The organism is Mediterraneibacter flintii (assembly GCF_055387595.1).
In genome coordinates, this window is the sequence record NZ_AP031405.1 from 3,558,489 (window position 1) to 3,570,510 (window position 12,022).

Annotated in this window: 10 protein-coding genes; all 10 read right to left on the reverse strand. The window is 40.7% G+C overall.

Annotated elements, in window-relative coordinates; all coding sequences use genetic code 11:
• Positions 1–738: 738 nt before the first annotated feature.
• Genes ACZ5C4_RS16945 through ACZ5C4_RS16990 form a run of 10 tightly spaced genes read right to left on the reverse strand, consistent with a single transcriptional unit; the run spans position 739 to position 12,021 of the window.
• Positions 739–1,107 (reverse strand): VOC family protein, encoded by a 369-nt coding sequence (locus ACZ5C4_RS16945; RefSeq protein WP_464522003.1) that lies wholly within the window; start codon positions 1,105–1,107, stop codon positions 739–741.
• Positions 1,104–3,065 (reverse strand): FAD-binding protein, encoded by a 1,962-nt coding sequence (locus ACZ5C4_RS16950; RefSeq protein WP_464522004.1) that lies wholly within the window; start codon positions 3,063–3,065, stop codon positions 1,104–1,106. The genes ACZ5C4_RS16945 and ACZ5C4_RS16950 overlap by 4 nt, the downstream gene beginning before the upstream one ends.
• Before the next feature lie 47 nt (positions 3,066–3,112).
• A complete protein-coding gene (locus ACZ5C4_RS16955; RefSeq protein WP_464522005.1) occupies positions 3,113–3,880 on the reverse strand; it encodes a 3-ketoacyl-ACP reductase in 768 nt (255 codons plus the stop codon).
• 14 nt (positions 3,881–3,894) lie between these two features.
• Positions 3,895–5,241, reverse strand: coding sequence for an oxidoreductase (locus tag ACZ5C4_RS16960; RefSeq protein WP_464522006.1), 1,347 nt, complete (start codon positions 5,239–5,241; stop codon positions 3,895–3,897).
• Between the two features lie 12 nt (positions 5,242–5,253).
• On the reverse strand, positions 5,254–6,321 hold the full coding sequence (locus ACZ5C4_RS16965; RefSeq protein ID WP_464522007.1) for a zinc-dependent alcohol dehydrogenase: 1,068 nt from the start codon (positions 6,319–6,321) through the stop codon (positions 5,254–5,256).
• The gene (ilvD, locus tag ACZ5C4_RS16970; protein WP_464522008.1) at positions 6,293–7,966 is read right to left on the reverse strand and encodes a dihydroxy-acid dehydratase; all 1,674 of its coding nucleotides are present in this window, start codon (positions 7,964–7,966) and stop codon (positions 6,293–6,295) included. Before ilvD ends, ACZ5C4_RS16965 begins: the two co-directional genes overlap by 29 nt.
• Before the next feature lie 32 nt (positions 7,967–7,998).
• Positions 7,999–8,994, reverse strand: a complete 996-nt coding sequence (locus tag ACZ5C4_RS16975) for a Gfo/Idh/MocA family protein (protein ID WP_464522009.1) — start codon at positions 8,992–8,994, stop codon at positions 7,999–8,001.
• Positions 8,995–9,006: 12 nt separating this feature from the next.
• A complete protein-coding gene (locus ACZ5C4_RS16980) occupies positions 9,007–10,026 on the reverse strand; it encodes a Gfo/Idh/MocA family protein (RefSeq protein ID WP_464522010.1) in 1,020 nt (339 codons plus the stop codon).
• Positions 10,023–11,165 carry an epoxyqueuosine reductase gene (locus ACZ5C4_RS16985; RefSeq protein WP_464522011.1) on the reverse strand — a complete coding sequence of 381 codons (1,143 nt, stop codon included), beginning with the start codon at positions 11,163–11,165 and terminating at the stop codon, positions 10,023–10,025. Before ACZ5C4_RS16985 ends, ACZ5C4_RS16980 begins: the two co-directional genes overlap by 4 nt.
• Positions 11,166–11,175: 10 nt before the next feature.
• Positions 11,176–12,021 (reverse strand): carbohydrate ABC transporter permease, encoded by an 846-nt coding sequence (locus ACZ5C4_RS16990; RefSeq protein ID WP_464522012.1) that lies wholly within the window; start codon positions 12,019–12,021, stop codon positions 11,176–11,178.
• Position 12,022: the final 1 nt, after the last annotated feature.

Below are 12,022 nucleotides of genomic sequence, written 5' to 3' on the forward strand. Positions count from 1 at the left end.
TTATATCCAAATAATACCATACGTTGAGCCTAAGTTCAAGATGTTTTTATTTAAAAAAATTATAATAAATTCTATTGGTAATTAATCATTTTAAATAAATATAATTTTTGTTTACATATTTTCTCTACATATTTATAATAGATTATAGTCCCATTTTGGAATGTAAAAATAGAATTTATAATAACAGTGTATTTGAATAGCCCCATTTTGGATCGTCTTTTATTTTCTTCATACTTTTTCATCACATCCTCGACATGTTGCTTAAAACCATCTACCACCGTCTGCGGTGACCGTAACAGTTATAAAAAACAGACCTGATGTGACATTTAGGTAGATAAAGGGAGATACTCTGCACAATGAGTAGTTGAAGTCGGCTGATAATCTTCAGCATAGAATAGATTCATAATACACCGCATGGTATCCCATCAACACTCGGATATAACAATAAAAACTCTATTATAATATCCAAGCTGAAAATAGAGAAACATTTATTTTCGCTAAAAAAGCCTCCTGATTTTAACAGATCAAAACAGAATCCTGAAAGGGAACCTTTTTTCGATAAAAAGCTTATTGAAAGTGAATGCTTTTGCTGAAAAAACCTATCATAGTAAAAATATTTCATCTGAAAAATGACAAAAAGATACTGCCGCACTTATTCAGTGTGGCAGCCTTTGTATATATCTATATTCTCATAGTTGCTTTTTAGCCCATCTATTGTCTTAAACTATAGAGTATTTTTCACATTAAATGTACAGCAAAACCGGCAATCTCATTTTTTAGATATGCGGCGCACAATTTACCGTTACCATCATATTTAAAATTTTCTTCTGCAAATTTAATTCCTCTTTTCTGCATCTTAGACACTGCCGCCTCCAGATTTTCCGTTTTAAATGCAAGGTGCCCTTTTTTTCCAAGACCAGGAGTTTTCATTATTTCTATACAAGAATCCATAAATATCTGTTCATCGTTTTCATATTTTTCCAATTCCAAAACAGATTGGAACAGAGCAGCAATTGCTTGTGCTTCTGCTTTACTCTCTGCATTAATTCCTACATGTACAAGATACATATTCGTCTTTATTTCCTTTCCTTCCAAAAATCTACTCAATATATATTCTGATCTTTCCTATAATGTCTCCATACTTCTTCAAAAAAACACGTTTCCTTTGGAATAGGATGAGGTTTTCGCCATACAACCTGTACTTTTTTATCTTTGTCCAACCATATCTCCTGTATCTCTCCTTTATGCTCCAAATTTTTTCTGCTATGTTCCTTTTTATCGAAACCTATTTCTTCCTGATAGAGCGCAGACCCTCGATCCCCTTCTCCATTCTCAATATAGTCCGCCATCGCGCTTAAATACATTCTCTGAGCCAGCAACATATCTTCCAATTGAAACACACCTTTAATCCCACTTTTGCCTACCTTCACTTTTTCTTTAAAGCGGCATAAGATTTCCTCATTTTCTTTTTTCAATTCCAGAATTTTTTCTGGAAATCTAACTGGTCCTGCTGTTTCACTCATCTTTTTCTGAAAAATTAACATCCACTCTTCCGCCGTCCGTTCTCCTCTGGCAACGCCGGGTGACAATGCAAGTTCTAATACTTCGCGGACTTGTAATATACATCGCTGCGGCATATTTCCTAGCCTCTTCTTTTTTCCTTTTGACACGATATACAAAGCTGCGCGTTTCGCTCCTACTTGTCCAGAATTAAGTGCAGAACCTCCAGGACGATAGATTCCATGTGTACCTGCCGCCTCCCCTACCGCAAAGAGTCCCTCCAAATTGGTACGCCACCATAAGTCCACCGCAATACCACCATTATTATGCTGTGCACATAAGGCAATTTCAAGCGGTTCTGTCCGCAAATCTATACCTTTACTTTTATAGAACTCTACTGCCGGCATATTCATATGGCTTAAACGTTCAATCGGTGTCCCAAACCATGCACCCGCATTCTTTAGGTATGTGTCTGCCTCTTCTGTAAGCTCCCAGGATTCACAAGTTTTATTCCACGGATTTTTACGGAAGTCTAAAAACACACGCCGTTTTTTCTGCACTGTCTCGTTATATACAGCCAAATCGATTTGTGACGATCCGTTTACACTTTTTCGTACATCAAAAGGCCACTGGTATCCTTTTAAAAAGAGCTGACAAAGCGCCTCTTGTTTTGACGGAAAATATTCTTCCAAAAATTCCCGTTCTTTACTTCCGTCTTGCTCTGCCGATATAACTCGTGGCAGTACCTGCATATAAGTGCCAGATACATTCCACCGCGGTTTGATTGAAGCTATTCCATACTGCCATTCCGTTAAGTTTCGTCCTTTTACCCCTGCCAGATACGCAATTCCTGATGCACCGTGCTGACCATGTGGATATACACTGTTGTGATAGAGCCCCGCAGGCCCGCCTGTTGCCCAAATTATATCAGACGCACAAAAAATACGAAATCTCATTTGTTCTTTCTCATCTTTATTTGTTCTACCTGCATTTTTCCCTACACCCAGACACAAAACACCCCAAATCTTTTCATTATCATGCAAGATACGTACAGCCTGCCAACCAGAATATATACATATGCGTTTACGCTCCACCTCTTTCTGAAGTGCTTCTGTCATCATTTTTGATGTCAGTGGTCCTGCCGATGAAGCTCTCTGCACAGGATCATGATCTGTTTTGTAACCTACATATTCCCCATATCTGTTCCTCGGAAACGGAACCCCTAATCTTGCAAGTTCAAGAAAACATTCTGCGGAACCAGCTGCCTCAGCAAGTGCCAGTTCTCCGTCCATTCCTCCTCCGCTGTATAAAGTGTCCGCCATTTGCCGGACACTGTCTGAATTACTGCCGCACAGATTTAGTTTATAGTATGTCTGTTTATCCGAACCTGTATTTCGTGAAGTTCCACAGTAAATATGTTCCGTTATAACTGCAACATCACAGATTCCTTGGTCATAAAGCGCATTCGCTGCCGCAAAGCCAGCGGCACCGCTGCCCACAACAACTGCTCCTGTTTCTACTAATTCCACCGTAATTCCATCGATAACTATGCTTGTCTCTGTCATTTGATTTCACTTCACTTATATATTTTATATAAAAGATCTTACCGCATCTAAAGTCGTTGAAGCTGAAAGCCTCCATCCACGTCTATTACCTGACCAGTTGTGTATTTAAGTCTTCCTGTACAAAGGATTGAGACTGCTTCCGCCACATCCTCCGGCCTCCCCCATCTTGCAATAGGGCATCCTCCGTCTTTAAATAAACGGGTATATTTTTCATGCACTGCATCTGTCATGTCCGTCTGTATAATACCCGGACGTATCTCATAGACATAAATTCGTTCTCCTGCCAGGCGATCCGCATATAGCTTTGTCAACATAGACACTCCCGCTTTTGATACGCAGTATTCCCCTCTGTTGACAGAAGATACCGTCGCTGACATAGAGGAAATATTAATAATTATTCCACGTACATCCTCCTTCGCCTTCTGATTTAACATCTGTTTTGCCACAAGTTGAGACAAAAACATAACACTCTTTGTATTGACCGCAATTAACCGGTCAAAACTTTCTTCTGTCATTTCTAGCAAATCTTTTCGTTCTTTCGGAGCAACTCCCGCATTATTTATAAGCACATCAATCCGTCCATATTTTTGAACTGCTGTTTCCAAACATCGAATTCTATCCTTTTCCCTAGATACATCTGCTTGCATATAGTAAAAGTCTGCTTGTACCTTTTTAAGTATATCCAGCCTTTCCTTATGCTTTTCCGCCGGACTGGCTGCAATCAGCACAAGCTGAAATCCTTCTTTTGCAAGTTGTACCGCTATTGCAAAGCCAATCCCCCTCCCCGCCCCGGTTATAACCGCTGTCTTTTTCATATCTGTATTCTCCTTTATTGTGCTTGCGCCCTTGCCTCTCTATAAAGTGGCAAATAAATTTCACTGTCTCTTACTACACACCCTGTCTTTCCATGATCCCGCATAATCTGCGTACACTTACTACACGCAATGCAACATCTTTCCGGCTTCATTTTTCCTTCTAAAAGAATGTCCCGCACAGCCTCCGGATAAGCAAACGCTTCACGCCCAAGTCCTATAAATGTACATCCTCCATCCGCTTTATTTGCGGCTCCTACATAGGGCAGGTACTGGCGCAGCCAACTATAACCGTTTCCTACTACAGGTATATTTCCAGCTACTTTTTGTATCTTTCTTGTAAATTCCAAAAGTCTTGCCACACTTTCCAGAGGATGCTCCTTTGGAAATTCTCCATTTAAAGTCGGCAGATCAAAAGGTCTTGTCACCTGCGGGAAACGATAATATGGGTTTCCTGCTGAATTACTGAGTAAATCTATTTTTGCTTCAATCATCTGTTCCACCAGAAGAAGCGGTTCTGTTAAATCTGGAACCCACTCCTGCTTTTTCGATACTCCAAATCCATAAGGATATGGATGCGCGTCAAATACATTAAATCTGGAAGCAATAATGAAATTTCTTCCTGCCTCCTCCCGTACTTTTTTTATGACTTCTAATAGAAATCTGCTTCTATTTTTAAAATCTCCTCCGTATTTTCCGGTACGTGTATGAGATGCCAGTAACTCTGATACAAGGTATCTATGGCAAGCTTTAATATCTACTCCGTCGAATCCTGCTTCTTTTGCTAAAAGTGCAGACTGTACATATTTTTCCTGTAGTTCGTCAAGATATTCATCTGTGACGATCGGATAAGTCTCTGTAATTCCCACTTTCGGATCCAGGATTGGATCATGTTGGGCAACCATAGGCGCATTATTATCAAACGGTCTCGCATATCTACCTGAATGAGTAAGTTGAAGGATAAGAATAGGCCGGGTACCATTTTTTTCTTTTGCCTCACGAATACATATCTCTGTCAGCTTTTTAAACTCATCCACATTCCCACTGTGCAGAAAAAGCTGTCTGGGATTGGCGCGTCCTTCGGCAGTAACTGCGCATGCCTCACACCAGATCAGTCCGGCTCCTCCACCTGCAAATCTTTTGTATCTACGTACTGTAAGAGCAGAAGGACTGCCGTTCTTCTCTCCATCGCATCCTTCCATCGGGAGTACAGCAAGTGAATTCGGCGCATCTTTTTCTCCTATTTTTACATGCTCTGCTAAAGGTGAAAGATCTTCCGACACGGGAATAGATATTCCCAACTCTTTCATTTTATCTTTCAACTCATTCAATGAACTGAAATGAAATTTTTCAAATTCTGCCATATATCACATCTCCTATTTCAATTTCTCTTTTCCATCTCTTTCCTGCGTAAGAATACATACCTTCACAGCATTTCCTTCCGGATTTCCCGCTGTCTCGAAAGCTGTCTGTACATCCTCAAGTGAAAAATGATGTGTAATTAATGCTTCCAGAGGAAGCTCCTCTAGAAGCTGAAGTGCATCTCCAAAATCCCAGCAGTATCCTTGGGAACCCTGTAACCGCAGTTCGCGTTTTACAAGTAGTGAAGCATCTATATGAATCAGAGGTTGTTCAAAGATACCTACGTCTGTGACCAGACCATTCATTTTGACACATTCTAACAACTGTCTGAATGTGCTTTCTTTTCCTACACATTCAAATGCTTTATCAAATCCTCTGCCGCCGGATAATTTTTTTATATTCCCTATAAGATCGTCACTTCCCGCATCTACTGTAATATCCGCCCCCAGCCTTTTTGCCAGTGCAAGTCTTGCTGCAGAGTAATCTGATATAACTACACTTTTTGCGCCAAGCCGTTTACATACAGCCGCTATCATAATACCCACTGCACCGGCGCCTGCAATCACAATCCTGTCTCCTAAAGAAACCTCCGCCCTTTTTACTGCATGTACTGCAACAGCAAGTGGCTCTGCAAGCGCTCCTTTTTCGTAGCTGACAGAATTCGGTAAGCAATATACTTTATCTTCTCTTGCCATAAAATATTTTGCCAGGGCACCGTGCCCCTCTCTATAACTAAAAGTAATATGCTCACAGTATCCATATTCTCCACGCCGGCACGCGTCACATACACCGCATGTTATCGATGGTTCCACTGTCACTCTGTCTCCCACCTTGAATTTTGTCACGTTGGAGCCAACCTGAATAATTGTACCGGTAAATTCATGTCCTATTGTTACGGGAAGTCGCACTGCCGGATGCAGATCTCTGAAAATGTGCAAATCACTTCCGCAAATCAGACTTGCTTTGATTTCAATCAACACCTCATTATTTTTAGGCTGTACTAGTTCTTCCTGTATATAATCAATTTTCCCTTTCTCATACACACGCGCTATTTTATTGCTGAATGTTTTTATTTCTCCCATATATTGTCGCTCCTTCATGCGATGTATTTACATTTCTCCGGTAAATTTCCAGATAGCCGCCAGAGGGCTTTTCGACTGGACGGAAATTCTCACGCCGTTTTGCCAGTTCTTTTTCCGTCACGTCCAGAATCAGGCTTCTTTTATCAATATCGATACATATCCTGTCCCCATCTTCAATCAGGGCAATATTTCCTCCCTCATATGCTTCCGGAGATACATGTCCTATCGCTATCCCTCCTGTCGCTCCCGAAAACCTTCCATCCGTAACCAGCGCTATCTCTGTCCCAAGTCCTTTTCCGAGCACTGCTGCCATAAAAGTCTCTAAATGCGGCATTCCAGGCGCCCCTTTCGGGCCTTCATAGCGAATCACAACTACATCACCCGGATGAATTTCATCACGCAGCATTGCTTTCCAACCATCATCCTGGAAGTCATATACTTTTGCTTTACCTTCAAAACAATGTACTCTGGTATCTACAGCAGAAAATTTTAATACTGCACTCTTTGTGCCAATATTTCCATGTAATACAGCAAGACCTCCCTGTTTCATAATCGGTGCATCTACGGGATGTATCTGTTCACAATTTAAGTTCTCTGCTTTTTCCAGTTTTTCTTTCATTGTACAAAACATTCCCTGGGTATTTCTGTCGATTTTTCCGGCGCGATCCAATTCCTTAAGCACAGCAGAGACTCCTCCTGCTTTGGAGAAATCTTCCATCGTATAGGTAGGATGATTTGGATAAATCGTACTGATAAGAGGGATATCGCGTGATATTGTATCAAATAGTTCCGGTGTTATTGTATACCCCATCTGCGCAGCTGCCGCCGGTATATGTAAAAGTGAGTTTGTAGATCCGCCAGTTGCCATTACATATCGAATGACATTTTTAAAACTTTCTAGTGTAATAATATCTCTCGGACGTATCTCATCTTGTACTAATGTTACAATTCTGTCCCCAGCCTCTCTTGCCATTTCTTTCCATTTTTCACTCTGTGCCCTTACTGCAGCATTACCATCCGGAGTAAGTCCCAATACTTCTGCCATTGCACACATTGTATTTGCTGTCCCCATAAAAGGACATACCCCTGGAGCCGGACAGGCATTTCTCACAATCTCCTTATACTCTTCTCTTCCTATTTTCCCGGAAGTCCATGCTGCATACGCCTGTTTCGTATGTGTCAGTGTCAGCATTTTGTCATTCCATCTTCCAGGAGGCATATAGCCTCCTGTCAACATGACGGCAGGAATATTTACACGCAAAAGTCCCATTATCATTCCTGGTACTACTTTGTCACAACTTGCCAGAAGGACCATTCCATCCAGACGATTGAGTTCTGCCACTGTTTCTACCTCTGTAGACACAAGATCTCTTGACGGAAGTGTATACCGATCCCCCTCTGTATTAGAACAAATTCCATCACAGATCCCTGTAATCGGAAGTTCCCTTGGAAGCCCACCATTTGCATAAATTTGTTTCTTTATTATGTCTGCCGCTTCTTTCAAATCATAATGTCCCGGATTCATTTCATTCCAGGCATTTACAACCCCGATTACCGGACGTGTGGCTTCTTCTTGCGTAACTCCCATAGCATATAAAAGGGCATTTCTATGATCCAATGCTTCATCTGTCCATTCCCGAATCATACCAGACACCGCCTTCCTGATTTCTTTGCAAACTATTCATAGAAATGATTCTCCTCATATACCTGTGTTACAAATTTCAACGCATGATATACGTCCTCAAGTGTTGCCGCCGGTTTTCCTGTTCCTTCCAATGTTTCAAGCATACTATTGAGACACTTATCAAACCATTGAATATCTGGGAAATCATGTTTTTCCAATAATTCTCCCTTTTTATCTCCCCCTTCTTTCAAACCATATAAACGAATATCCTGTGCGGCTGTCGCCGTCAGATAGAAATTCCTACCCGATATGATGAAATCCTCCTGTGGATACCCTGATTTTGTATATCCTACCTCAATAGTTGCCGTATGACCTGATTTTGTTTTTAAAATGATATTTGCATAATCATCAAGTCCTAATTTCCATACGTTTTCATTGAGGAACCCTTTTGCCTCCACTACTTCATCTCCTGTTAAATACTTTACTAAATCTATGTAATGTACGCCCAGATTCAGTAAAGCTCCTCCGCCTGCAATTTCTTTTTTATTTGCCCATGGGAATCCCATATCTTCATAGCGCTGTGGAGTACCCGTAATATAGCGCAGTACAATATGTACACCGCCTTCAGACGCTTTCTTACGTATATAATCTTTATACATTTCAACTGGGAGTGCATAGCGTCTCTGAAGCGAAATACAATGCTTAACACCCGAATTTTTCAGTGCCTCAATAACAGGAGGAAGTTGTTCCGCACGTTCACAGCATGGCTTGTCTGCCATAAAGGGAATTCCTCTTTTTATACATTCCAGCATAATGGATGGAGCCTCTTTATAAATTCCGAAAATGTATACAAAATCCAGATTATTCTCCCCGTCCAGGAGTTCCATATAATTTTTATATAATGGAATTCCCATCTTTGTACTTAAGTTTTTTGTAAAATCGCCATTCCCAGACATAGCGACCACTTTTACATTATCAAATGTTTTAATTGCTGCCATGTGTCCTAATACATGCCAATGTTCTGCCTCTAAAAATGCTACTCTATACATTTTTATTCCCTCCTATTTCAAATAAACTACATTTCCTGTATCCATAGATTCTATAATTGCATTCATAAATTCCATAGATTTCTTTCCTTCTTCTGCCGTTGTCATCGGTTTTGTCCCATCCAATATCACGTCACAGAAATGTTCCAGTTCTTTTCCGTGATTATCCTGGAGTTGAAGACTTTGTGTACTTACAACATGCTCTCTCTGCCAGTAATCAAAACCTTCTCCCAGCCGACCTTCCTGGTATGTATGGAAACCATTCTGTGCGTAAAACGACGACGAGCATAAACGGATGCTGCCTTTTTCCGCAAAATAGCAATCCGAATATTTTGAAAGCGGATGGCTGCAATCCGAAATATAATATGTCCCAACAACACCACTTTTACACCGTATCGCCACTGCTGCCGTATCTTCTACCTCAAAGCCTCTAAACCGGTTTCCTTTCATAGCATATACCGCTTCCACGTCTCCAAAAATATAACGAATCCTGTCTGCATCGTGGATACCGTTGTTTGCCACTGTTCCGCCGCCTGTAGCACGCTTCTTTTTATAATCCTGGGCGTAATACCACTCCGGTTTAGGTAATGTCCCGTATACATGAAATCCTATTACACAGCCTAATTCTCCTGACTCTAACCGCAGCTTTGCTTTTTGTACAGATGGATCGAACCGATGATGCTGTCCTACCAAAATTTGCTTTCCATACTGTCTGGATGCCTCCATCATTTGCTCTGCTTCTTCCGAGGTTAGTGCAATTGGCTTTTCTACAAGTACATCCGCCCCATTCTCCATGCATGTAATCGCGAAGGAAGGATGCAGTTTAGGCGGAACCGCAATAACTACTCCGTCCGGCTGAATTTCCTCCAGCATTTTTTTATAATCTGTATAAAACTTTGTATTCCACTTTTTCGCTAGTTCTTCAAATTTAGGATCCAAATCAACCACTGCTGCAAGATTTCCTCTTACTTTTCCCTCTGCTATGTATGATGCGTGTTTTTTACCGAAGTTAAGTCCTATCACTGCTAATTTCATATATATCCATCCTCTTTTCCTGCTATAGTTTTTCTTCGCGCATATTCTATTTCCTGTCTTACAGACTTTTGTTCTTCCTTTTCATATGCCATAGCCAGCCATTTTTCTGCTTTATTTCCCCCTATTTCTCCTAATGCCCAAGCACACAACCCTCTACATTTTTCGTCTAACTCAAGTAATCCCTCTCCCAGCTTATCTACCAAAATTTCATCTTTGCTGTTACCTGCCGCTATAATTATGTCGCGCCTTATTGCCTTTATGCCATATTTATATACATGGTATGGAAGCCTTTCTCTGTACTCTTTATCTGATGCCAATATTAAATGTTCCAGCAAGGGAGAATCTTCCTTTTCCTCACTTTCAAATGGAAAGCTCTCTCTTGGTTTCAGTTTATAATTTCTAGGACAAACTTCCAGACATCTGCCAGTTCTCATAAGATAATTCAGACATTTATGCCGTTCTTCACGCGGGATTTCCTCTCCATACATTCCCTTCCCCTGCTGCCACAAATGCAGGCACAATTCTGCATGATAGCTTCCGTCTCTTCTTAGTGCTCCCGTAGGACACATAGCACTACATTTTTTGCAGTTTCCGCAATTATTTTCTGGAGAAACAGTACCATAATTTACACATTTAAGCGGTGCATCGGTCAATATGCAGCATAAATTAAGATAGGAGCCCATAGCATCATGGTAAAGAAATCCATTTCTTCCTATTTTCCCTAATCCTGCTTTTACTGCAAGTGTCCGGTATGGTATCTCATTTGATACAACGGCAGCGTATCCCTGTGCTTCTATAAATTTTGTTATCCAACCTGCTGCATAATCTCGCGCCTCAACATATCCACGTGTCCATGGACCGATATTTGCTCGGAGAAAGCCTTTTATACTTTCCTTAATTTTGTCATATCCATACATATACATCGCTGTAACAATAACTGCTTTTGCCTCTGCCATAATCTTTTTAGGGCTATATGTATTCTCTTTTATCCAGGACGCTCTGCATGGAAAATAGTGTTCTTCTTTTTCCGGATACGTCCACGGGACACATTCAATATCCTCCGCATCTGTAACACCGATCAAATCGATTCCTGCCTGATGCCCTTCCCGCATAAGTATTTCTGTCATATTCTCTGTCATTGTCCTGTGTTCACCCTTTTAATCCTGTAGTGCTGATTCCCTGTACAATATATTTCTGGAGAAACAAAAAGATTAAAATAACCGGTACCAGTGACAGCAACGACATCGCAAACATTGCGCCCCAGTCTGTAACTGAATTCGGATCTGCAAATAGTTTCAGCGCTACTGATACTGTATATAGTTTTGGTTTTTTCAGATATAGCATAGGTCCTATAAAATCTGCCCATCTCCAGTAGAACGAAAAAATTGCAGATGTTACCATCGCAGATTTTGACAACGGTAAAATCAAATGAAAAAATGTACCAATCCGTCCACATCCATCAATTCTTGCAGCCTCATCTAGTTCTGTTGGAATTCCTTTGATAAACTGTACGCACAGGAAGATAAAAAAGGCATATCCTCCCAGGTACGGAACAATCAGAGGAAGAAATGTATTGATCCAACCAAATTTACTAAAAAGCATATACTGCGGTACCATCAGCACCTGAACCGGTAGCATCAACGTCATCATCATACAGGCAAATAAAAAACCTCTTCCTTTAAATTTAATCCTCGCAAATCCATATGCGACAAACACGGAAAAAAATACAGAAAGGACAGTCGCTCCTATAGTAACGATGAAAGAATTCAGAAAAAATGTTCCAAAATCTACTCCTGCAAATCCTTTCCATCCATTTGCAAAATTTTCAAAAAACCATTCTGACGGCCATAATTTACCAGCTGCCTCAAATATGTCCGTTTTTTCTTTAAACGCCGAAAATGCCAGCCAGAGAATCGGATAAATCATAATGAGAGCAAGCGCGGCACAGCAAATATGATATAGTAAAGAGTGCACTTTCTTATTTCTTTTTTGCACG

Excerpts from the sequence above, each read along its gene's own strand:
- ACZ5C4_RS16950 (WP_464522004.1), bottom strand. The coding sequence starts at position 3,065 with ATGACAGAGACAAGCATAGTTATCGATGGAATTACGGTGGAATTAGTA.
- ACZ5C4_RS16955 (WP_464522005.1), bottom strand. The coding sequence starts at position 3,880 with ATGAAAAAGACAGCGGTTATAACCGGGGCGGGGAGGGGGATTGGCTTT.
- ACZ5C4_RS16960 (WP_464522006.1), bottom strand. The coding sequence starts at position 5,241 with ATGGCAGAATTTGAAAAATTTCATTTCAGTTCATTGAATGAGTTGAAA.
- ACZ5C4_RS16965 (WP_464522007.1), bottom strand. The coding sequence starts at position 6,321 with ATGGGAGAAATAAAAACATTCAGCAATAAAATAGCGCGTGTGTATGAG.
- ilvD (WP_464522008.1), bottom strand. The coding sequence starts at position 7,966 with ATGATTCGGGAATGGACAGATGAAGCATTGGATCATAGAAATGCCCTT.
- ACZ5C4_RS16975 (WP_464522009.1), bottom strand. The coding sequence starts at position 8,994 with ATGTATAGAGTAGCATTTTTAGAGGCAGAACATTGGCATGTATTAGGA.
- ACZ5C4_RS16980 (WP_464522010.1), bottom strand. The coding sequence starts at position 10,026 with ATGAAATTAGCAGTGATAGGACTTAACTTCGGTAAAAAACACGCATCA.
- ACZ5C4_RS16985 (WP_464522011.1), bottom strand. The coding sequence starts at position 11,165 with ATGACAGAGAATATGACAGAAATACTTATGCGGGAAGGGCATCAGGCA.